This is a genomic window from Pseudomonas sp. B392_1p (assembly GCF_052245235.1).
Lineage (GTDB): Bacteria > Pseudomonadota > Gammaproteobacteria > Pseudomonadales > Pseudomonadaceae > Serpens > Serpens gallinarum.
On record NZ_JBQPXM010000001.1, the window covers coordinates 242,635 to 264,634 of the forward strand.

21 protein-coding genes and 1 other RNA gene are annotated in these 22,000 nt (G+C 60.8%); 8 read left to right on the forward strand and 14 right to left on the reverse strand.

Going from position 1 to position 22,000, the window contains the following annotated elements:
• Positions 1–9: 9 nt before the first annotated feature.
• From ACTV8E_RS01130 to ACTV8E_RS01150, 5 genes are read right to left on the reverse strand one after another with little or no spacing between them, the layout of a single operon-like run.
• Positions 10–1,227 (reverse strand): 2-octaprenyl-3-methyl-6-methoxy-1,4-benzoquinol hydroxylase, encoded by a 1,218-nt coding sequence (locus ACTV8E_RS01130; protein WP_443198199.1) that lies wholly within the window; start codon positions 1,225–1,227, stop codon positions 10–12.
• A gap of 9 nt (positions 1,228–1,236) precedes the next feature.
• Positions 1,237–1,719: a DUF4442 domain-containing protein gene (locus ACTV8E_RS01135; RefSeq protein ID WP_443198200.1), complete on the reverse strand. Its 483-nt coding sequence runs from the start codon at positions 1,717–1,719 to the stop codon at positions 1,237–1,239.
• Between the two features lie 17 nt (positions 1,720–1,736).
• The gene (gene ubiH, locus ACTV8E_RS01140) at positions 1,737–2,921 is read right to left on the reverse strand and encodes a 2-octaprenyl-6-methoxyphenyl hydroxylase (protein ID WP_443198201.1); all 1,185 of its coding nucleotides are present in this window, start codon (positions 2,919–2,921) and stop codon (positions 1,737–1,739) included.
• Positions 2,921–4,255, reverse strand: coding sequence for a Xaa-Pro aminopeptidase (pepP, locus tag ACTV8E_RS01145; protein WP_443198202.1), 1,335 nt, complete (start codon positions 4,253–4,255; stop codon positions 2,921–2,923). Before pepP ends, ubiH begins: the two co-directional genes overlap by 1 nt.
• A gap of 13 nt (positions 4,256–4,268) precedes the next feature.
• A complete protein-coding gene (locus ACTV8E_RS01150) occupies positions 4,269–4,826 on the reverse strand; it encodes a YecA/YgfB family protein (RefSeq protein WP_273538344.1) in 558 nt (185 codons plus the stop codon).
• Between the two features lie 173 nt (positions 4,827–4,999).
• Here ACTV8E_RS01150 and ACTV8E_RS01155 point away from each other — a divergent pair, with 173 nt between their 5' ends.
• From ACTV8E_RS01155 to ACTV8E_RS01170, 4 genes are all read left to right on the forward strand, one after another.
• Positions 5,000–5,209, forward strand: coding sequence for a TIGR02449 family protein (locus ACTV8E_RS01155; protein ID WP_273538342.1), 210 nt, complete (start codon positions 5,000–5,002; stop codon positions 5,207–5,209).
• Positions 5,206–5,508 (forward strand): cell division protein ZapA, encoded by a 303-nt coding sequence (locus ACTV8E_RS01160; protein ID WP_251835606.1) that lies wholly within the window; start codon positions 5,206–5,208, stop codon positions 5,506–5,508. The genes ACTV8E_RS01155 and ACTV8E_RS01160 overlap by 4 nt, the downstream gene beginning before the upstream one ends.
• Positions 5,509–5,549: 41 nt before the next feature.
• Positions 5,550–5,728, forward strand: a non-coding RNA gene (gene ssrS / locus ACTV8E_RS01165) — 6S RNA.
• Between the two features lie 66 nt (positions 5,729–5,794).
• Entirely contained in the window at positions 5,795–6,463 is a 669-nt protein-coding gene (locus ACTV8E_RS01170) for a 5-formyltetrahydrofolate cyclo-ligase (protein ID WP_443198203.1), read from the forward strand.
• Here the strand turns inward: ACTV8E_RS01170 and ACTV8E_RS01175 are convergent.
• Positions 6,449–6,577 carry a hypothetical protein gene (locus ACTV8E_RS01175; protein ID WP_273538340.1) on the reverse strand — a complete coding sequence of 43 codons (129 nt, stop codon included), beginning with the start codon at positions 6,575–6,577 and terminating at the stop codon, positions 6,449–6,451. The two genes, ACTV8E_RS01170 and ACTV8E_RS01175, sit on opposite strands and share 15 nt — an antisense overlap.
• A 179-nt stretch (positions 6,578–6,756) precedes the next feature.
• On the opposite strand from ACTV8E_RS01175, the gene ACTV8E_RS01180 reads away from it, so the two are divergent.
• The gene (locus ACTV8E_RS01180) at positions 6,757–7,206 is read left to right on the forward strand and encodes an EVE domain-containing protein (protein ID WP_251835608.1); all 450 of its coding nucleotides are present in this window, start codon (positions 6,757–6,759) and stop codon (positions 7,204–7,206) included.
• Between the two features lie 51 nt (positions 7,207–7,257).
• Positions 7,258–9,135 (forward strand): diguanylate cyclase domain-containing protein, encoded by a 1,878-nt coding sequence (locus ACTV8E_RS01185; protein WP_443198204.1) that lies wholly within the window; start codon positions 7,258–7,260, stop codon positions 9,133–9,135.
• Between the two features lie 12 nt (positions 9,136–9,147).
• Here the strand turns inward: ACTV8E_RS01185 and ACTV8E_RS01190 are convergent, their stop codons facing one another.
• Complete coding sequence (locus ACTV8E_RS01190) at positions 9,148–9,549, reverse strand: flagellar basal body-associated FliL family protein (protein WP_443198205.1); 402 nt, start codon at positions 9,547–9,549, stop codon at positions 9,148–9,150.
• 160 nt (positions 9,550–9,709) lie between these two features.
• Between ACTV8E_RS01190 and ACTV8E_RS01195 the strand changes: the two genes are divergently transcribed.
• Complete coding sequence (locus tag ACTV8E_RS01195) at positions 9,710–10,687, forward strand: NADPH:quinone oxidoreductase family protein (protein WP_443198206.1); 978 nt, start codon at positions 9,710–9,712, stop codon at positions 10,685–10,687.
• A gap of 12 nt (positions 10,688–10,699) precedes the next feature.
• Here the strand turns inward: ACTV8E_RS01195 and ACTV8E_RS01200 are convergent, their stop codons facing one another.
• The 4 genes from ACTV8E_RS01200 to trxA form a co-directional block, all read right to left on the reverse strand.
• Positions 10,700–11,668 (reverse strand): CDP-6-deoxy-delta-3,4-glucoseen reductase, encoded by a 969-nt coding sequence (locus ACTV8E_RS01200; RefSeq protein ID WP_443198207.1) that lies wholly within the window; start codon positions 11,666–11,668, stop codon positions 10,700–10,702.
• A gap of 83 nt (positions 11,669–11,751) precedes the next feature.
• Positions 11,752–13,218, reverse strand: coding sequence for a 4-hydroxy-3-polyprenylbenzoate decarboxylase (gene ubiD / locus ACTV8E_RS01205; RefSeq protein ID WP_443198208.1), 1,467 nt, complete (start codon positions 13,216–13,218; stop codon positions 11,752–11,754).
• A 97-nt stretch (positions 13,219–13,315) separates the two neighbouring features.
• A complete protein-coding gene (gene rho, locus ACTV8E_RS01210; protein WP_251835614.1) occupies positions 13,316–14,575 on the reverse strand; it encodes a transcription termination factor Rho in 1,260 nt (419 codons plus the stop codon).
• A 243-nt stretch (positions 14,576–14,818) separates the two neighbouring features.
• Positions 14,819–15,145, reverse strand: coding sequence for a thioredoxin TrxA (gene trxA, locus ACTV8E_RS01215; RefSeq protein ID WP_251835615.1), 327 nt, complete (start codon positions 15,143–15,145; stop codon positions 14,819–14,821).
• Positions 15,146–15,414: 269 nt separating this feature from the next.
• Here trxA and ppx point away from each other — a divergent pair, with 269 nt between their 5' ends.
• Positions 15,415–16,917: an exopolyphosphatase gene (ppx, locus tag ACTV8E_RS01220; protein WP_251835616.1), complete on the forward strand. Its 1,503-nt coding sequence runs from the start codon at positions 15,415–15,417 to the stop codon at positions 16,915–16,917.
• Positions 16,918–16,941: 24 nt separating this feature from the next.
• Here ppx and ACTV8E_RS01225 read toward each other — a convergent pair whose 3' ends face one another.
• The 3 genes from ACTV8E_RS01225 to hemB all read right to left on the reverse strand — a co-directional run bounded on the left by ACTV8E_RS01225 (position 16,942) and on the right by hemB (position 21,637).
• Positions 16,942–17,937 carry a DctP family TRAP transporter solute-binding subunit gene (locus ACTV8E_RS01225; protein ID WP_251835617.1) on the reverse strand — a complete coding sequence of 332 codons (996 nt, stop codon included), beginning with the start codon at positions 17,935–17,937 and terminating at the stop codon, positions 16,942–16,944.
• 471 nt (positions 17,938–18,408) lie between these two features.
• On the reverse strand, positions 18,409–20,550 hold the full coding sequence (gene ppk1, locus ACTV8E_RS01230; RefSeq protein ID WP_443198324.1) for a polyphosphate kinase 1: 2,142 nt from the start codon (positions 20,548–20,550) through the stop codon (positions 18,409–18,411).
• Positions 20,551–20,629: 79 nt separating this feature from the next.
• Entirely contained in the window at positions 20,630–21,637 is a 1,008-nt protein-coding gene (hemB, locus tag ACTV8E_RS01235) for a porphobilinogen synthase (protein ID WP_251835618.1), read from the reverse strand.
• Positions 21,638–22,000 lie beyond the last annotated feature (363 nt).

The following is a 22,000-nucleotide window of genomic DNA, read 5'->3' on the forward strand; positions in this document are numbered from 1 at the left end:
GCGCAGGCTTCAGGGTCTGGCCAGCTCCGGCAGATCCCCGCTCAGCCCCAGCGCCTGGCGCACGAACAGCGCCTTGGCCTGCTCATGACGATCGACCAGGCGTAACCCGACATTGCGCAGCCAGCGCAGGGTCGGCTGGTCGGCCTGGAATAGCCGCTCAAAGCCTTCCATGGACGCCATCATCGCCAGGTTATAGGGCATGCGGCGGCGCTCGAAACGGCTGAGCACGCGCTTGTCGGCCAGGGTTTCGCCGCGTTGTTGGGCATGCAGCAGCACTTCAGCCAGCACAGCGGCGTCAAGAAAGCCAAGGTTGACGCCTTGTCCGGCCAGCGGATGGATGACGTGCGCCGCATCGCCAATCAGTGCCAGGCCCGGTTCGATGTAGCGCTTGGCGTGGCGCTGGCGCAGCGGAATGCACACCCGTGGGTCGGCTTCCAGCACTGTGCCCAACTGGTGCTCAAAGGCAGCGCCGAGGGTGGCGCGAAACGCCTCGTCATCCAGCCCCATCACGCGGCCGGCTTCGCTTGGCGTGCAGGACCAGACGATCGAGCACCAGTGTTTGTCGCCCTGGCGATCCAGTGGCAGGAAAGCCAGCGGACCGTCGTCGGTGAAGCGTTGCCAGGCGGTCAGGTCATGGTCTTTGCTGCAGCGCACGCTGGTGACGACGGCATGGTGCAGGTAATCCCATTCGCGGGTTTCACAGCCGGCCAGGCGGCGCACTGCGGAATTGGCGCCATCGGCGGCAATCAACAAGGGCGTGCGCAGCTCGCGACCATCGCCCAGGGTCAGCAGCCAGCCGTGTTCGGTACGCCGCAGCTGCTCGACGCGCGCGTCGCCCAGTAGCTGAACATCGCTGCTGTGCAGTTGCTCAAGCAGCGCGTCCTGCACCACGCGGTTCTCGACGATATGGCCGAGCACCTCGGCATGCACGCTGGCAGCGGAAAAGTGGATCTGCCCGGTGCCGGAGGCATCCCACACCCGCATGTCGCGATAGGGGCTGCAGCGCCGCGCGCGAATGCCTTCCCAGGCGCCCAGGCGTTCCAGCAAACGCTGACTGGCCATCGACAGCGCGCTGACCCGTGGCTCGAAGGGTGCATCGGTTGCAAAGGGTTTGACCTGCAGCGGCCCGCCGTCAACCAGCAAGGTATTCAAGCCGCTGTCGCGCAGCGCCAAGGCCAGGGCGCTGCCAACCATACCGGCGCCCACAATGATCAGATCCACTTGCATGTCCATTCCTTAGGCGGCCGGCCGCAACTGCGGCTTGAGCCGGATATAAAGCGTCTTGTGAACGCGCGCGACAAGCGTTCCCTGCGCGTCACGCACCTCGACCTGCAACTCGGGCAGGTATTTGTCACCACCAGCGGTGCGCTGGCGTATTTCGTCGAGCAATGTCTCGTCGATGCTGAAGTCCGCGTACACCGTGCCCTTGCCCGGTGCAATGAAATCGATGTGCGCGGCCTTGTCCCAGACAATGTAGTCGCGGCCGAGACTTTCCATGATCAGCAGCATGTAGAACGGGTCGGTCATGCTGTACAGCGAGCCGCCGAACTGGGTGCGCACATAGTTGCGGTTGTACCAACTCAGGCCCATCTTTACCCGCGCCTGGCGAAAGTCTGCGCTGATCTGCCAGACGCGAATACCTGCACCTAGGTAGGGCGGGTAACAGTTAAGCAGCCAGCGCAGCAGGCGCGCCTTGCGGGCCAGTTTTTTTGCATTCATTGCGTTTTAATCCGGAATCACAGCGAGCGGGTACCCAAGCCCATGGCCTGGCGGGCGAACCAACTCTTGACCGGCGGCAGCAGGTCCAGTCCCAGCAGGCCGAGGTGCCGGGTGTGGCCGAGCAGAGTGGAATTCTTGACGAACAGGCGAGTCAACTTGTCGGAAAAGCCAATGGTCATGTCCTGGTCTGGGCGCTGGCGTTCGCGGTAGGTTTGCAGCGTGGCCAGGTCACCCAGCGGTGCGTCGCTTTCCTGCAAGCATTCAGCCAGGGCCAGGGCATCGCGCAGCGACAGGTTGAAACCCTGGCCGGCAATCGGGTGCAGGCTGTGCACGGCATTGCCGAGCACAGCAAGGTTGGCGCGCACCTGTTCCTGAGCTTCGATCAGCGCCAGCGGATACAAGTGCCGCGCACCGACCTGGCGCAGCGCGCCCAGACGATAGCCAAACGCATCCTGCAACTCGGCCAGAAACTGCTCATCTGGCAGGTTTTGCAGGCGTTCGGCGTGCTCACCGGTACGCGTCCAGATCAGCGCGCAGCGATTTTCCGACATCGGCAGGAGGGCCATGGGGCCTTGCGCGGTGAAACGCTCGAAGGCTTCGCCGCCATGGGGCAGGGTCGGGGAGATATTGGTGATCAGCGCGCTCTGCCCGTACGGGCGGCGGTTGACTTGAATGCCCAGGCGTTCACGCAATCCAGAGCGGCCACCATCGGCGAGCACCGCCAGGTCGCAGTCCAGTGTGGTGTCGTCATTGAGCATCAGCCGATAGCCGTCGGTGAGCGGTTGCAGGTCGCGTACTTCCGCGGGGCAGCGCCATTTCACCACGTCATGATCCAGCGCCTGCCACAGGCATTGGCCGAGCCAGGCGTTCTCCACGACATAACCCAGGGCCGGCACGCCTTCGTCGCCGGCATGCATGCGCGTGGCGCCAAAGCGGCCCTGTTCGGAGACATGGATATGCAGAATCGGCTCGGCCCGGGGCGCAATGCTCGTCCAGACACCGAGTCGTTCGTAGATGAGCCGGCTGCCGTACGCCAGCGCCGAGCTGCGTGCGTCATAACTGGGCTGGTAGGGATTGCCGGGGGCAAAGGGCTCGATCAGGATGATTTGCCAGCCCCGTGCTCGGGCGCTGTCTTGCAGGGCCAAGGCCAGGCTGGCGCCCACCAGGCCGCCGCCGATGATCGCCAGCTGCGTACGGGCCATCACGCCACCTGTGCGCGCGCAGCGGCCATCAGGGCTTCGATCTCGGCAACGCTTTTCGGCACGCCGCCGGTGAGAATTTCGCAGCCGGTCTCGGTCACTACCACATCATCTTCGATGCGCACGCCGATGCCGCGCCATTTCGCCTCGACGTTCTGGTTGTCCACCGCGATATAGATGCCCGGCTCGACGGTCATGCACATGCCAGGTTCCAGCTGGCGCCAGTGGCCATTGACCTTGTAGTCGCCGACATCGTGTACATCCAGACCCAGCCAGTGGCCGGCGCGGTGCATGTAGAACGGTTTATAGGCCTCGCGGGCGATCAGCTCGTCCACCTCGCCCTGCAGCAGGCCGAGCTTCACCAGACCGGCAGTGATGACGCGCACGGTCGCTTCGTGAGCGTCGTTCCAGCGCTTGCCGGGGCCGATGTGGTTGAAGGCTTCCAGGTTGGCTTCCAGCACCAGTTCGTAGATGGCTTTCTGTTCCGGCGAGAAGGTGCCGCTGACCGGGAAGGTACGGGTGATGTCGCTGGCGTAGCAGTCGATTTCACAGCCGGCGTCGATCAGCACCAGGTCGCCATCCTTGAGCGGTGCGTCGTTCTCGCGGTAGTGCAGGATGCAGGCGTTGCGGCCGGAAGCGACGATGCTGCCGTACGCCGGCAGACGCGCGCCGCCGCGGCGAAATTCGTAGTCCAGCTCGGCTTCCAGGTGGTACTCGCATAACCCGTCGCGGCTGGCCTGGATGGCGCGAACGTGGGCGCGGGCGGAAATCGCCGCGGCGGTCTGCATGATCGCAATCTCGTTAGCCGACTTGCGCAGGCGCAGGTCATGCAGCAAGTGATCAATGGCGACGAATTCGCTGGGCGGCTGGGCGCCCTGGCGGGCTTTGGCGCGGATTATGTTGATCCATTCCATGAGCCGATGATCGAACTCGGCGTCGCGACCGATGGCGTAGTAAACCCGCTCGCGGCCTTCGATCAGGCCGGGCAGGATGTCATCGAGATCGCTGATGGGAAACGCGTCGTCGGCATGATAATCGCGCACCGCGCCTTCCTGTCCGGCGCGCAGGCCATCCCACAGTTCGCGCTCCGGATCGCGCTCGCGGCAGAACAGCACGTACTCGCCGTGCTCGCGGCCGGGAATCAGCACGATCACCGCTTCGGGCTCAGGGAAGCCGGACAGGTACTGGAAATCGCTGTCCTGGCGATAGGTGTGTTCCACATCGCTGTTGCGCATCTGTGCCGGGGCGGCCGGCAGGATGGCAATGCTGTTGGGGTCCATTACCGCCATCAGCGCCTGGCGCCGCTGGGCGAATTCCGATTGCGGGATGCGATTCATGGCGGCGTTCCGGTCAGTGCAAAGAAGGCTTCGGGGAGGGGGCAACTGGGGCCTTGGCGCATTCGCCATACAGCAGCAAGGGCGCCACGCGCAGGTACTCCATGACTTCCATATAATCGCTTTCGCCGTCTTCGGAATCCTCGAGTGCGCTTTGCACCTGAGCGATGGCAGCCAGGTCCTGCAGCACCTCGGTGGCTTCGGTGGACAGCGCGCTGTCGCGCACAGTCAGGCCAAAGCCGGAGAGAAAGCCCTGGCACCACTGCCCGAGAGCCAAGGCGCGTTCTTCCAACGGCGCCTCGTCGCCAGGCAGCAGCAACACGACGGTGAAGTCACCACTGCCCAGCTCGGCCTTGACCATCTCCTGCAGGCCGATCAGGGCCTGACGGACGGTGTCTTGCGGCGCATCGCCAAGGACTTCCTGGGCATCGGCCAGCCAAGGCTCTGGATCGAAGCCGGCGCCGGCACAGCTACGGCCGAGCAGCACGCCGTGCAGTTCAGCGGGGGAGACAGGATGCCCGGCGTTGGCCAGCAAGGCAGCGAAAGCGTAATACGGAGAACTGGAACTGGACATGGTCTGCTAGGCGCAAGGCAGCGCAATCACTAGAATGAAGGACTCGTATCCTAGCAGCCTGGCGGGGGCAGACCAATAACGCGACCGTCATCACTGATTCGAAGCCAAGCAGGTTTGGCCCTTAGCGGGGACAATCCCTTATAGTCCAGAACCCTGGTTTTTCTCGAGAGCCCATGGAAAACGCCGAATTACACGCGCTGGCGGCCAAGCTGGAAGTGTTGCTGCGACAGCATGAGCAGCTCAAGGCGCACAATCGTCAGTTGCGGGTGAGTGAAAAGGCCTGGCGCGAAGAACGTGCCCAGTTGGTCGAGAAGAACGAAATGGCCCGGGTAAAGGTCGAAGCGATGATTTCACGCCTCAAAGCCCTGGAGCAGGACTCATGACTCAGTCAACCACCGTCACCGTGATGATTCTCGACAAGGAGTACTGCATTGCCTGTCCCGCGGAAGCACGCAGCAATCTGGAAAACTCCGCGCGTTATCTGGACAGCAAAATGCGCGAGATCCGCGCCACCGGCAAGGTGATCGGATCTGAGCGGGTCGCCGTGATGGCCGCGCTGAACATCACCCATGAGCTGCTGCAGAAACAGCAATTCTTCGATCAGCAAACCGGCGCCAGTCGCGAACAGATACGCGACATGCTGGAGCGGGTCGATCAGGCGCTGGGCAGCAACCCGGACTAGTGACAGTCGCCAACAGAATTGATTGGGGTATACTGCCTCCCAGCTCCCTGGGGTGTTTGCCGGTAGGCCATGTCCCTCTCCCGATAAGCAAAACCTTGGAGGCTGTACGTGTGGCCCGTGTGCATGTCCGCTCGACGGAAAGCCTTAAGGTCGCCTGCAGTCGCCACCTTGAACTCTCGGGTTCAAGGGCCAAAGCCGAAAGCGGCACTTTGGGGAGTTCCACTTCTAACCGCCAGCCGAGTTACCCGCACTGGCGTTTTATCGTTCTGCCTATGGCCGGTTCGCGATGATTCATGGCGACGACCTGTCCCGCCCCCAGCTGCGCCGCCTGCTACGCCAGTGCCGCCGGCAATTGAGTCCCGTTGAGCAGCGACGCGCGGCTCGTGACCTGTACTGCCAGCTCGCCCAGCATCCGCTGTTCCGCCGTGCCCGACACATCGCGCTGTATTTACCCAATGATGGGGAAATAGACCCGCGCGCCCTCATGGTCGAAGCTCAGCGGCGAGGCAAAAGCACCTACTTGCCGGTGCTCAACAGCTGGCCACGCACCCAGATGGCGTTTCAGCGAATTGATCCTGGCGAGCCGTTGCGCCGCAATCGCTTTGGCATACCCGAGCCTCGGGTCAATCGTGCCCGACAGCGCAAGGCCTGGGCATTGGACCTGATTCTCATGCCGTTGGTCGGTTTTGATGCGTATGGCGGTCGCCTGGGTATGGGCGGCGGTTTCTACGACCGTGGCCTGGCGTTTCGCAACTTGCGCAAAAAATGGCACAAGCCGACATTGTTGGGCTTGGCTCATGAGTGTCAGAAGGTTGACCGGCTGACATTGGCCCGTTGGGATATCCCCATGCAGGCCACCGTGACTGATCGGGGCTGGTACGGCGTCAGAAACGCTCAACAGACCGTTGAAACACAGTCTGTTGAGAGCGCTATGGCGGCGTCAGCGGCCGGTTAAAGCTGCAGAGTTGTCGTTTTGACGGTCCCAAAGGCCTTGTGTATAGCCCGTGGTGACCATGCCCAGGCTGAACAAAATCACCAGTACTAATAAAATATCCGGCTTGCGTTTCATCGTTTGTCTTTCCCCAAATAGACAACTACATGAAAACCCTGGCGTTTCTTATGTCTCGCATCTGCAAGCCATTCAAAAAAACGAGCGGTGGTCTGCCGTAACTGAACGAGTGTTGCGACGCGACGCCTAGGGCTCCTAAATGTCCGGGAACATCGGACCCACGACTAAAGGCAAAGTTCATGCCGTATTGGTTAATGAAGTCGGAACCCGACGAGCTGTCAATAGAGTCGCTACAGCATCTGGGCCAAGCGCGCTGGGATGGAGTTCGCAATTATCAAGCGCGAAACTATCTGCGGGCCATGCAGCCGGGAGATTTGTTCTTTTTCTATCATTCCAGCTGCCCCAAACCGGGTATTGCCGGCGTGGGCAAAATTCTCACTTCCAGTTATCCCGACCCAACCGCTCTCGATCCGGATAGCCACTATTTTGACATCATGTCGACGCCCGACAAGAATCGTTGGAGTGCCGTGGACGTCGGTTTCGTCGATGTCTTTGCTGCTGTGATTCCCTTGTCGCAACTCAAGGCCCTCCCCCAGCTCGCTGAACTTGCCCTTGTAAAAAAGGGCAGCCGGTTGTCGGTGATGCCGGTATCGCCCGTCGCGTGGCAAAGTATTCTTTCCTTGGTGTGAGGCACTCTGAAGAGGCTGTGCTACATATTCAGCACACAAGGGAGTGTGTCCATGATCCGAGCCCCGGTATCTTTACTCAATCTGCTGCTCGGCGGTTTGCTCGTGGCACTGTTCGTATTGAGCGGGTTGTTCTGGCAAAAACTTGAAACCGACCAGCGCAATTTTGTCGGCGAGCGTGTCGCTGTACAGGCCCGAACACTGGCCCGCCAGCTCGAAAACCGGCTGGCTGACCAGGAGCTTGACTTGCGCCGTCTGGCCGAGCGTTGGCAGCATGAGGGAGGGCTGTCGCGCGCGGACTGGGAACGCGAAGCCGAATTTCTGTTACGCAGCTTTCCCGGCTATCAATCCATCCAATGGCTAGGTGCGGATTTACGTATGCGCTGGCTTTTGCCGAGCGAGGGCAATCAGGCAGCGCAAGATTTTCAACTGACTCCTGAACACCCCAACTATAAAGTGGCGGAGCGCGCTCGCGTCAGTGCGCGTAGCCAACTGAGTGGCAGTTTCGAGCTGCTGCAAGGTGGACGTGGATTAATCCTCTATGTCCCGCTGTATGTACCCGACGCCCAGTCGGAGCGGCGTTTCGATGGATACCTGCAAGCCATCTTTCGCGTTACACCGCTGCTCGACGAATTGCTTTCCTCGATTGCCGACCAGCGCTTCGGCATAGAGTTGCTGGAGGATGGTCTTCGGCGCTATCCCGATGAGGTTTCGCCCTCCAGCCCGGATGATCTGCAGCGTGTCGTGCCCCTGGACCTGATCGACAACACGACTTTCAGCCTGCGCCTGAGTCCGACTTCAACGTTGAAGGCTCGCATCAATCGGCCCTGGACACGTGCCGTGCTGGTGGCCAGCCTGGGGCTTAGCCTGTTGTTGGTCGCTGCGCTGTACCTGGCCTTTGAAAACTCGCGACGTGCTCGCGCATTGCTGGCTGCCAACCTGCGCTTGCAGAGCGAAATGGCGCGACGCGAACAGGTCGAGCAAGCGCTGCGCGACAGCCGTGAGCAGCAACAGTTGATCCTCGATCTGACCGATTTTTGTCGCGACGGCCTGTTTATCGTCGATTCGCACAGCCGAAAGATGCTGTACATGAACCGTGCAATCCATCTGGGCCTTGGATATGACCGGCGAACCTTCATCGAGCTGTTTGAGCAGGCTCCGCAAAAGTTGATACCCGGTTACGAACAATGGCTGGAGGAAGTTCGCCAGTTGCATCGCGCTGGCTTGCCGCGCTTCTTGCAGCGAGAATTGCTGCGCCGCGATGGCAGCCTGCAGCCGGCAGAGATCAGTGCCCAGTTGGTGAGTCGCAATGGGCGTGAATATCTGATTGGCGTGGCCCGTGATAACAGCGAGCGCTTACAGCTTGAGGCGCGTTTACAACGATTGTCGCAACAGGATGGCCTGACCGGACTGCACAACCGCAGGCATTTCGACCAGCAACTTCAGGCGGAATGGCGCCGCCTGCGCCGGATTGGTGCGCCGCTGTCTTTGCTGATGCTGGATATCGATCACTTCAAATCCTACAACGACACCTTGGGCCATCTGGCCGGGGACGATGCGCTACGCAAGGTCGCCCAGTTGCTGGTGGAGTGCTTGCAGCGTGAAGGCGATATCGCCTGTCGCTACGGTGGCGAAGAGTTCGCCATCATCCTGACCAATACACGACTCAAGGGCGCTGAGCACTTGGCCGCGCGTGTGCATCAGCGCCTGGCCGAGCTGGCAATTCCCCACCCCGGCAGCCCATTGAGGCGCTTGACCCTCAGTATCGGCGTAGCCACCTCCGACCTTAATCTCCAGGAGCATCCCCAGACCCTGATAGCCCACAGTGACCAGGCCTTGTACCGGGCCAAGCGCAATGGGCGTAACCAAACCTGCGTCTGGGCGGGATTTGGTGTCAATCAGGATGCGGCGCCATCCTTGCCTGAGCAATAAACCAGGCGCAGTTCAGGGTTGAGCAATCAGATTGTTGAACAGCAAGTCTTCCACCAAGGGACGGCCTTCCTCTTCCTCAATGACCTTGCGCACGCGCTCCAGCGCTTGCTGTCGCAGGGCTTCCTTGTCTTCTACGGTGGTGATGCTGTCATTGCCCAGCTCGGCAAACATCATGATCAATTCGTTGCGAATCAATGGCTGATGGTGTTCCAGACGCTCCAGATTTTGGGTTCCGATGACGCGCAGGGCAACGTCCGCCTTGAAGAATTTGGGCCGGGCGCCTTCGCCATAATTACCCACCAGTGCGGGGCGCAGTTCCAGATAACCGACCTTGGTCGGATCATTTTCCCTGGCGGCCTGGGCGATGCCCAGTGGCAGGCCAAGCAGCAACAACAATGCAATGCAACGCTTCACGATCTGACTCCTGCTGAGAATGCGGCCTAGCATAGCTATTACTTCGCCATCCCCCAACACCAACCATCCGGTTATGACCCGTTATCACCGGCTGGGATACGGATTGACCGACGGTTGCGCCCTTCTACACTGGCAGTTCTTCTTGCTAAGGACGTGCTCCATGAAAGCTCTGCTGTGCAATGCCTACGGCCCTGCTTCCAGCCTGGTGCTGGCAGACATCATGGCCCCTGAGATCAAGCCGGGCGAGGTTCTGCTCAACGTGAATGCTGCCGGGGTCAATTTTCCCGACAGTCTAATCATCGAGGGCAAATACCAGTTCCAGCCGCCGCTACCTTTTGCGCCCGGTGGGGAGGTTGCCGGCATTGTTGCCGCGGTGGGCGAGCAAGTTCGCAACTTCAAGCCCGGCGACCGCGCCATGGCCCTGACCGGCTGGGGCGGCTTTGCCGAACAGGTGGCGGTTTCGGCCCAGCAGGTAATACCGATGCCCGCAGGCATGGATTTCAATACGGCGGCAGGGTTTGGAATGGCCTATGGCACCGCAATGCATGCGCTTAAACAGCGCGCCAACCTGCAGCCGGGGGAAACCCTGCTCGTGCTGGGCGCGGCAGGCGGTACCGGGCTGGCCGCCGTTGAAATCGGCAAGGCGATGGGCGCGCGGGTGATCGCCGCGGCGAGCAGCGAGGAAAAACTGGAGGTGGCCAAGGTTGCCGGCGCTGATGCTCTGATCAATTATTCCAAGGGCAACCTCAAGGACACCCTCAAGGCGCAGACCAACGGTCAGGGTGTCGATGTTGTGTTCGATCCGGTTGGCGGCGAGCTGTTCGAGCAGGCCCTGCGCGCCATGGCCTGGAACGGTCGGTTGCTGGTGGTCGGCTTCGCCAGCGGGCAGATACCTCAGGTGCCGGCCAACTTGGCGTTGCTAAAGGGCGCCGCGATCATCGGCGTGTTCTGGGGCAGCTTTGCCCAGCGCCAGGCGCAAGACAATGCCGCCAACTTTCAGCAACTGTTCGCCTGGCATGCCCAGGGCAAGCTGCAACCACGCGTATCGCAGATCTTCCCGTTGGCCCAGGGCGGACTGGCAATCGATACCCTGGCGCGGCGCAAGGCGCTGGGCAAGGTGGTAGTCAAGGTTCGTTAAGGCGTTCCGCCTTCACTCTCGAGGCGCGTAGGCGAACACATCGGCGCGCATTTGATGGGCGTCCAGACCGGCCTCGAGCAGTGCATCCAGGGTGCCATACACCATGGCTGGCGAGCCGCTAGCAAAGACATGCAGCGAGCTGAGCTCGGCAAAATCTTCTCGAATCGCCTCGTAGAGCATGCCGCACCGGCCATCCCAGCCGCAGACCTCGCTGACCACTTGATGCAGGAACAGGTTGGGCAGCTGTCGCCATTCCTGCCAGTGAGGCAAGTCGTAGAAATCTTCGGGGGTGCGTGCGCCCCAGTACAGATGCACCGGGTGGGCAAAGCCACTGAAGCGGCAATGCTCGATGAGGCTGTGCATCTGTGCCATGCCGGTTCCGGCGGCGATCAGCACCAGCGGCCCGTCCGGCAATTCGGCCAGATGGGTATCGCCGAATGGCAGCTGCACACGAGCGAACCCTTGGCGATTGATGAATTCCAGCAGCTCTCGTGGCTGCGCTTCACGGGCGAGGATATGCAGCTCCAGCTCACGCCCCATCGCCGGCGCCGAGGCCAGCGAGAAGGCCGACCATTCGCCGTCCTCCCGCTGCAGCAGCGCATATTGGCCAGCATGGTAGCGTGGTGGTTTGCCGGCCGGTGCACGCAGGCGCAGACGGTATACATCGCCACCGACCGCCTCGCATGCGATGAGCTGACAGCTAAGCTGGCGCACGGGCAGTTCGCCGGGCATCAGTACGCTCTCCCAATGCAGTTGACACGCCTCAAGCGGTTCGGCCAGGCAGGGGAACAGTTCGCCAGGGCCCTGGTCCATGCCCCGCTGGCGCACACGACCTTCCAGCAGCTGTGCCGTACAGATATGGCAATTGCCGTTGCGACAACTTTGGGGGCAGTCATAACCCAGGCGCCGTGCGGCGTCGAGAATGGTTTCTCCAGGGCGAACGTCAAGAACGGCGCCACTGGGCTGCAAGGTAACTTTCATGTGCACGTCTTTTAGTGGGCGGGCGTGAAAGGCCCGCCAAGGCCAGGTGGGCGGGGTCGATGCCCTGCCTCTTGTGTCATTTATCAGTCGATGCCCAGTTGCGACCAGAGTTCGTCGACGCGCTTGACCACCGCCTCATCCTTGACGATGACGCGGCCCCACTCGCGGCTGGTTTCACCTGGCCATTTGTGGGTGGCGTCCAGGCCCATTTTCGAACCCAGGCCAGACACTGGCGAGGCGAAATCCAGGTAGTCGATCGGCGTGTTGTCGATCAGTACCGTGTCGCGCTTGGGGTCCATGCGCGTGGTGATCGCCCAGATCACGTCGTTCCAGTCACGGGCATTGATGTCATCGTCGGTAACGATGACGAACTTGGTATACATGAACTGGCGCAGAAAGCTCCACACGCCAAGCATCACCCGTTTGGCATGGCCCGGGTACTGCTTTTTGATGGTCACCACCGCCATGCGATACGAGCAGCCTTCGGGCGGCAAGTAGAAGTCGATGATTTCCGGAAACTGCTTCTGCAGGATCGGCACGAACACTTCGTTGAGTGCCACGCCGAGCACCGCCGGCTCATCCGGCGGCCGGCCGGTGTAGGTGCTGTGGTAGATCGCATCGCGGCGTTTGGTAATGCGCTCGACGGTAAACACCGGAAAGCGGTCCACTTCGTTGTAGTAACCGGTGTGATCGCCATACGGGCCTTCATCGGCCATTTCGCCGGGATGAATATGCCCTTCGAGAATAATTTCCGCGCCCGCTGGGACCTGCAGTTCGCTGCCGATGCACTTGACCAATTCGGTGCGCGAGCCGCGCAGCAGGCCGGCGAAGGCATATTCGGACAGGGTATCGGGTACTGGCGTGACCGCGCCGAGAATGGTCGCCGGATCGGCTCCCAGCGCCACGGCCACAGGGTACGGGCGGTCCGGGTATTTTTCGCACCACTCGCGGTAATCCAGCGCACCGCCGCGATGGCTGAGCCAGCGCATGATCAGTTTGTTGCGACCAATGACCTGCTGGCGATAGATGCCCAGATTCTGGCGTTCCTTGTTTGGCCCCTTGGTGACGGTAAGCCCCCAGGTGATCAGCGGCGCCGCGTCGCCCGGCCAGCAATGCTGGATAGGCAGCGTGCCCAGATCCACATCATCGCCTTCAAGGATCACTTCCTGGCAGACGGCGTCCTTGCGCACCTTGGGCGCCATGCTGACGACTTTCTTGAGCAGCGGTAGCTTGCTCCAGGCATCTTTCAGGCCTTTGGGCGGCTCCGGTTCCTTGAGGTAGGCGAGCAGTTTGCCGATCTCGCGCAGTTCGGAAATATCGTCAGCGCCCATGCCCAGTGCGACACGCTCGGGCGTGCCGAACAGGTTGCCGAGTACCGGCATGTCGAACCCTGTGGGGTTTTCAAACAGCAACGCCGGGCCCTGCTTGCGCAGGGTCCGGTCACAGATTTCGGTCATTTCTAGGATGGGTGAGACAGGCGTCTGAATGCGCTTCAGCTCGCCGCGCTGTTCAAGGGCGCGGATAAAATCGCGCAAGTCGGAGTATTTCATCAGGCTTCTCGATTAAAACGCGGAAGGCTGGAAGCTGGACGAAAAGCATAACGTCCCACCTCCAGCCTTCGGCCCCAGGCGGCTCGCCGCCTGTCGATCACTTACGCTTCATGGACATGAAGAATTCGTCGTTGGTTTTGGTGTCTTTGAGCTTGTCGAGCAGGAATTCAATGGCCGCGATTTCATCCATTGGGTGCAGCAGCTTGCGCAGAATCCACATGCGCTGCAGCTCGTCATCGGCGGTCAGCAACTCTTCGCGGCGGGTGCCGGAACGGTTGATGTTGATGGCCGGGAACACGCGCTTCTCGGCGATGCGCCGTTCCAGCTGCAGTTCCAGGTTGCCGGTGCCCTTGAATTCCTCGTAGATCACCTCGTCCATCTTCGAGCCGGTTTCCACCAGCGCGGTGGCGATGATGGTCAGCGAACCGCCTTCCTCGATGTTGCGCGCAGCACCGAAAAAGCGCTTGGGCTTTTCCAGGGCGTGGGCATCGACACCACCGGTGAGCACTTTGCCGGAGCTGGGGATCACGGTGTTGTAGGCGCGTGCCAGGCGTGTGATGGAGTCAAGCAGGATGACCACATCCTTCTTGTGCTCGACCAAACGCTTGGCCTTCTCGATGACCATTTCAGCGACCTGTACGTGGCGGGTCGGCGGCTCATCGAAGGTCGAGGCGACCACTTCGCCGCGCACGGTGCGCTGCATTTCGGTCACTTCTTCCGGGCGCTCGTCGATCAACAGGACGATCAGGTGGCACTCAGGGTTGTTACGGGTGATGTTCGCCGCGATGTTCTGCAGCATGATCGTTTTACCCGCTTTCGGCGGGGCGACGATCAAACCGCGCTGACCCTTGCCGATCGGGGCGGTCAAGTCGATAACGCGGCCGATCAGGTCTTCCGTGGAGCCGTTGCCCGCTTCCATCTTCAAACGCTGGGTGGGGAACAGCGGGGTCAGGTTCTCGAAGAGAATCTTGTTTTTGGCGTTTTCCGGTCGGTCGTAGTTGATCGAGTCAACCTTGAGCAGCGCGAAATAGCGCTCTCCTTCTTTGGGAGGACGGATCTTGCCAATGATGGTGTCGCCGGTCCGCAGGTTGAAGCGGCGGATCTGGCTGGGGGACACGTAAATGTCGTCAGGGCCGGCCAGGTAGGAGGCATCGGCGGAGCGCAGAAAGCCGAAGCCATCTTGCAGAATTTCGAGAACGCCGTCGCCAGAAATTTCCTCGCCGCTTTTCGCGTGTTTTTTCAGCAGGGAGAAAATCACGTCCTGCTTGCGCGAACGGGCCATGTTCTCGATGCCCATTTGTTCGGCCAGGTCGAGGAGTTCGGCAATCGGCTTTTGCTTGAGTTCGGTCAGATTCATAAGGAATGACGAATAGATATGCAATAGGAGTGGGCAAGCGTTGAGCTTGAAGGCCGCGCCGCGAAGAGGCGACTGGATCGCTGTACTGATACGAATGTAGGAGTGCGTCGGCGACGGCTTGCGGGGGGCTGCGAAAGAAGCAGCGAGGCCGAATCTACCACCGGGGGATTACCAGCGTCTAGCCCCGGATATGAAAAACCCCACCGACTGATGGGGTTTTTCAATAGAAAATCGATGCGCGGATCAGATATTCGCGTCGAGGAAGGCCGCCAGTTGCGATTTGGACAGGGCGCCGACCTTCGTGGCTTCGACATTACCGTTCTTGAACAGCATCAGGGTCGGGATGCCGCGCACGCCGTATTTGGGTGGGGTGGCCTGATTTTCGTCGATGTTCAGCTTGCAGACCTTCAGTTTGCCTTGGTAAGTCTGTGCAATCTCGTCCAACACCGGGGCGATCATTTTGCAGGGGCCGCACCATTCGGCCCAGTAGTCGACCAGCACCGGGCTTTCTGCCTGGAGCACGTCCTGATCGAAACTGGCGTCGCTGACGTTAGTGATGAACTCGCTCATGGAGATCTCCTGGTCGGAAGCAAAAAAAGTGGCGGTATCATATCCCGCAATGGTCGTAATCGGAAGGTGGCGCTGATTGCCACTGGCTATCGACCCTGGCTGTAAAGTCTATCGGAACTGCACGTTAGGCGCGGTGCATGTAGACAAGGTGCCAACCATTCGTCGCTGGTTTTTTGAAAAGACCTGCGACAAGCGTGACAGGGGTAAAACGTTGGCGCTCACCGACTATCGTGGCAGGATGTCGCGATTTTCCAAGAGACGCTTCGCTCATGCCAGCCATTCCTCCCGATCCCTTTCCGCTGATCGCTGCCATTGACCTGGGCTCCAACAGTTTTCACATGGTCTTGGCGCGGGTCGATCAGGGCGAGATTCGTATTCTCGAGCGCTTGGGCGAAAAGGTGCAGTTGGCTGCGGGGATTGATGAGCAGCGACTGTTGAGCGAAGAAGCGATGCAGCGTGGCCTGGATTGCCTGGGGCGCTTTGCCCAGCTGATCAATGGCCTGCCCCAGGGTGCAGTGCGCATTGTCGGCACCAATGCGCTGCGCATTGCTCGCAACCGCAAAGAGTTTATCCGGCGTGCCGAGGCGCTCCTAGGGCACCCCGTGGATGTCGTGGCTGGCCTCGAAGAGGCGCGCCTCATTTATCTTGGCGTTTCACACACCTTCCCGGATATGCCCGGCAAGCGTCTGGTCGTCGATATTGGCGGTGGCAGCACGGAATTCATCATCGGCCAACGTTTCGAGCCGTTGCTGCGCGAAAGTCTGCAGATGGGCTGTGTGAGCTTTACCCAGCGTTTCTTTGCCGATGGCAAGATCAGCGCCGCACGTTATGCCCAGGCCTATACCGCCGCACGTCTGGAATTGATGAGTCGGGAACAGGGCATGCGCCGACAGGGCTGGCAGGAGGCCATTGGGGCTTCGGGCACCATTCGTTCCGTGGGGCTGGCGATTCAAGCCGGTGGGCGGGGCAGTGGCGAGGTCAACGCCCAGGGGCTGGTCTGGCTGAAGCGCAAATTACTCAAGTGCAGCGATGTAGATAAAGTCGACTTTGAAGGTGTGAAGCCTGAGCGGCGGGGTATTTTCCCGGCTGGTCTGGCCATTCTTGAAGCGATTTTCGATGCGCTGGGGCTGGAAACCATGACGCATTCCGAAGGTGCCTTGCGCGAAGGCGTGCTCTACGACCTGATCGGTCGCCATCAGCATGAGGATGTACGCCAACGTACCTTGTCAGCGCTGATGGAGCGTTATCACGTCGACCTTGAGCAGGCTGCCCGGGTCGAGGCCAAGGCGCTGTCGGCACTCGATCAGGTGGCGGCTGCCTGGAATCTGCAGGAAGACTGGCATCGCGAGCTGCTCAGCTGGGCTGCGCGTGTTCACGAAGTGGGCCTGGATATCGCCCACTACCATTATCACAAGCATGGTGCTTACCTGATCGAACACTGCGATCTGGCGGGTTTTTCACGCCAGGATCAGCAGGTCCTCGCCTTGCTGGTGCGAGGCCATCGACGCAATATCCCGCTGGACAAGTTCAGGGATGCCGAGGCGGACACCGAAAGCCTGGTGCGCCTGTGCATCCTGCTGCGCTTCGCTATTCTGTTCCACCATATCCGCGGCACCCAGGAAATGCCCAAGGTGCGCCTCGAAGTCGGCGAGCGCAGTCTGGAGCTGATTTTCCCGGAAGGCTGGCTGGCCGCCAACCCGCTGACCCAGGCGGATTTCGCCCAGGAGGCCGAGTGGCTCCAGCGCATCGAGTATCGCCTGACTGCTCGCTGACGGATGCCGTGTTGAACTGTCGGCTCAGCGCTTGCGATTGACGGCCAGCGCTGCACGAATCACGTCAGTGCCGATTTCGTCTTCATAGCGCTTCCAGACCGGCAGCATGGCCTGGCGCCAGGCTTCACGCTCCGCATCGCTGAGATCGATCACCTTGACCCGTCCGGCGGCCAGAACCTTCTGGCGGTCACGCGCATTCAGCGCTTCCGCCTCGGCATTCACCACATGGGTCACTTCAAGAATGATGTTGTCCAGCTCGCTGCGGATCGCATAAGGCAGGCTGTGCCAGAACGAGGTATTGGTGATCAGCATGTAGTGCAGCACGCCGTGGTTACTCTCGATGATATGAGACTGCACGGTATCGACCTTCTGGCTGACGATGTTCGACCAGGGGTTTTCCGCGCCTTGTACCTCGCCGCTTTCCAGTCCCTTGAACATCTGTCCGAAGGCCAGGCGCACTGCCTGGGCGCCGATCGATTCGAATTGGCTTTCCAGCACGGCCGAGTTCTGGATGCGGAACTTTAATCCCTGGGCGTCCTTGGGGAGCCGTAAGGCGCGATTGGCCGACAATTGCTTGAGGCCGTTGCTCCAATAGGCCAGCCCGGTGATCCCGTGACTGGTCATGGAACGCAGCAGTTCCTGGCTTTTCTCGCGCTTGCCGAAACGCTTGACCGCTTCGGCGTCATCGAACAGGAACGGCAAGTCGAAGACCTGCAGCTGCTTGGTGTAACGGTCGAATTTGGATAAGGACGGCGCGAGCAGCTCGACCTGGCCATTGAGCAATGCCTGCATCTCGTCGGCATCGCCGTAACGGGTCGAGTTGGGATACACCTCGACCCTGACCTTGCCGGCCAGGCGTTCTTCCGCGAGTTGCTTGAATAGCAGCGCGCCTTTGCCCTTGGGGGTGTCATCGGCCACCACATGGGCGAAACGGATCAGGATCGGCTGGCTCTCCTGGGCGTGCAGGGGGGTAATGATGGAGAGCGCCAACAACGCGGCCACGAGACATGATGGGAGCATCTGGATTTCCAGCCACACAGTGACCAAGCCGGCAACGATCCGATAGCCGGCTTGCATCAAAAAATACGCGGATCGCGCGCACGCTGGCGTCCTGCTGGTGGACGTCGCTGATCCGGCAATGAGGCCGTTGCACCTGTGTGAAACGACCGATGGCTGCCTGGCTTGTGGCCACGCAAGGTGGAGTTTTGGCCATTGGCCCAAAACGTGCCGTCTACTCGGTCACAGGTATGAGAAATGGCGCGCAAAACGGGCGGGATGACTCGAGCTAACCGGCTTGGGGCGGGCTGTGGATTGCTGCGGCGAGCGGGCTTCATCACGGGTTTCCAACCCTCGTCGTGGATAGTCCCAGCAGCGCAAGCCGCGGGATCCCTTTATGTGCCGGGCATCGAACCAGGCTGCGGCCTGCACGTCATCCCAGGGCTGAGGCGCGCTTAACCAGCCAAGGGCGCGACTTACGTCGCGCCCTGACGGTTAGCGTACTGTTAGCAGCGGCGTGCCAAGACGATCCAGTAAAATGGCTTGGCTGTTGCGCGGGTGGGCATTGCCCGTCGGGCTGTTGCGCACGTAGCGGCCATCGGATTGCAGAATCCAGCTCTGGGTGTTGTCGGCGAGGTAGGTTTCCAGCTCCTTCTTGACCCGCAGGGTGAGCTTTTTACCTTCTACCGGGAAGCAAGTCTCGACGCGCTTGTCGAGGTTGCGCTCCATCCAGTCGGCACTGGCCAGGTAGATCAGCTCCTCGCCACCGTTGAGGAAGTAATACACCCGGCTGTGTTCCAGGAAGCGACCGATGATCGAGCGCACGTGGATGTTGTGCGACACGCCGGGAATGCCTGGGCGCAGGCAGCACATGCCACGCACGATCAAGTCGATCTTCACCCCGGTCTGGCTGGCCTTGTACAGCGCCTTGATCATCTTCGGATCGGTCAGCGAGTTGACCTTGACGATAATGTGCGCGGGTTTACCCTCGCTGGCGTTCTGGGTTTCGCGCGTGATCAGGTCCAGCAAAGTTTTTTTCAGCGTGAAAGGCGCGTGCAGCAGTTTTTTCATGCGCAGCGTCTTGCCCATGCCGATCAACTGACTGAACAGCTTGGACACGTCCTCGCCGAGCGCCACGTCGGCGGTCAGCAGGCTGTAGTCGGTGTACAGGCGGGCATTGCCGGCATGGTAGTTGCCGGTGCCCAGGTGTGCGTAACGGCGCAGTTCGCCGTTCTCGCGGCGCAGAATCAGCATCATCTTGGCGTGGGTCTTGAAGCCGACCACGCCATAGATGACCACCGCCCCGGCGGCTTGCAGTCGACTGGCCAACTGCAGGTTGGATTCCTCGTCGAACCGCGCGCGCAACTCGATCACTACGGTGACCTCCTTGCCGCTGCGCGCCGCATCGACCAGTGCGTCGACGATTTCCGAGTTGGCGCCCGAGCGGTACAGCGTCTGTTTGATCGCCAGCACGTTGGGGTCCTTGGCGGCCTGGCGCAGCAGGTCGATCACCGGCGTGAAAGACTCGTAAGGATGCAGCAGCAGGATGTCCTGCTTGGCGATCACGCTGAAGATATTCTCACTGTTCTGCAATAACTTGGGAATGGTCGGCGTGAACGGCGTGTACTGCAGGTCCGGCTGGCTGTCCAGGCCGGTGATGCTGAACAGACGGGTCAGGTTGACCGGGCCGTTGACGCGGTACAGCTCGTTTTCCGCCAGGTTGAACTGCTTGAGCAGGTAGTCGGCCAGATGACTCGGGCAGGTGTCGGCCACTTCCAGACGCACCGCATCGCCGTAACGACGCGACAACAGTTCGCCGCGCAAGGCGCGGGCCAGGTCTTCCACGTCCTCTGCATCCACCGACAGGTCGGCGTTGCGGGTCAGGCGAAACTGGTAGCAGCCCTTGACGCTCATGCCGTGGAACAGATCGTCGGCATGGGCATGGATCATCGAGGAGAGGAACACGAAATTGTCACCCGCGCCGCCCACCTCTTCAGGAATGCGGATCACCCGTGGCAGCATGCGCGGCGCCGGCAGGATCGCCAGGCCTGAGTCGCGGCCGAAGGCATCGATGCCCTCCAGCTCGACGATGAAGTTCAGGCTCTTGTTGACCAGCAGCGGAAACGGATGGGTGGGATCCAGGCCAATCGGCGTGATGATAGGCGCAATCTCGTTGCGAAAATAACGCCGCACCCAGGTTTTGATCTTGGGCGTCCAGTGCCGGCGGCGAATGAAACGCACCTGCTGCTTGGCCAGCTCGGGAAGCAGCACATCGTTGAGAATCGCGTATTGCCGCTCGACTTGCCCGTGTACCACCTCCGCAATGAGCGCCAGTGCCTGATGGGGTTGCAGTCCATCGGCACCGGCCAGTTCGCGGGCAAAGGTGATCTGCTTCTTCAGCCCGGCGACGCGGATCTCAAAAAACTCGTCGAGGTTGCTTGAGAAGATCAGCAGGAATTTCAGACGTTCAAGCAGCGGCGTGGATTCATCCAGCGCCTGTTCCAGCACGCGGATGTTGAATTGCAACTGTGACAGCTCTCGGTGGATGTACAGGCTGCTGTCGTCCAGATTGGGAATCACCGGCGGCGCCTCGACCACGGCCGGCAGGTTGTCGGTGATCGTGACCGTTTCGACCATCACCGCGGAGGCTGTGTCGAGTGGGATGCTGTCGGTGAGTCCTTCGCTGCTCATTTAGGTTCCTGTGTTACTGCTGTTATCAGGGTTTCAACAACTGCGCGGCGCGGACTGCAAAGTAGGTGAGGATGCCATCGGCACCGGCACGCTTGAAGCCGACCAACGATTCGAGAATGACCGCCTCGCTCAACCAGCCGTTCTGGATAGCTGCCATGTGCATGGCGTACTCGCCGCTCACTTGGTAGGCGAAGGTCGGCGTCTTGAAGGTTTCCTTCACCCGCCAGACGATATCCAGATACGCCTGGCCGGGCTTGACCATCACCATGTCGGCGCCTTCGGCCAAATCTGCCGCCACTTCATGCAGGGCTTCGTCGCCGTTGGCCGGGTCCATCTGATAGGTGTTCTTGCTGCTCTTGCCCAGGTTGGCGGCCGAGCCCACTGCATCGCGGAACGGGCCGTAGTAGGCGCTGGCGTACTTGGCCGAGTAGGCCATGATGCGGACATTGGAATGGTCGGCCAGTTCCAGCGCCTCGCGGATTGCCTGAATGCGTCCGTCCATCATGTCTGACGGCGCAACGACCTGGGCGCCAGCGGCGGCATGGGACAATGCCTGCTTGACCAGTGCATCGACGGTCACGTCGTTCTGCACATAACCGTTCTCATCGAGGATGCCGTCCTGACCATGGGTGGTGAACGGGTCCAGAGCCACGTCGGTGATGATGCCCAGCTCCGGGAAACGTTCGCGCAGGGCGCGGGTGGCACGCTGGGCAATACCGTCCGGATTCCAGGCTTCAGCGGCGTCGAGGGACTTCTTCTCCACGGGCGTGACCGGGAACAGTGCCAGCGCCGGGATGCCCAGTTCGACCCAGGTTTCCGCTTCCTGGAGCAGCAGATCGATGGACAGCCGCTCGACGCCGGGCATCGACGTTACGGCCTCACGCTGGTTTTCGCCATCCAACACGAACACTGGCAAGATCAGGTCATCGACGGTCAGTACATTCTCGCGCACCAGACGACGGGAAAAGTCATCCTTGCGGTTGCGCCGCAGGCGGGTGGAGGGGAACAGGCGATTGGCGGGGGTAAAGCTCACGGCAGACTCCAGGGCGCCAGGCGTGTGGCGCAAGTGTGACAGTTATAAGGCGTCATTATGACTGCTTGATGACGCCACGGCGTCCGTGGGGGGAATTGCACCGAACGCGCCAGATGACCATTGTTGGCTAGGGTCAGGGTCGCTGGCAAACGGCAGCCGAATGACCGTTTGACGCAGATCAACAGCGGTAGGACACGAAGTGGACCTTGCACAGGCGGGTGTGGGGGCAATCACGCTGCGAAGGCGGTGGCATGGCTGGACATGCGGCTGTGCTCGGCAAAAAGCTTCGGCCCAACGTCGGGCCTCTACGGTTTGTTGCGCGGTATGGCCTGACACCCAGACCTCGTGCACCCGGTAAGTAGC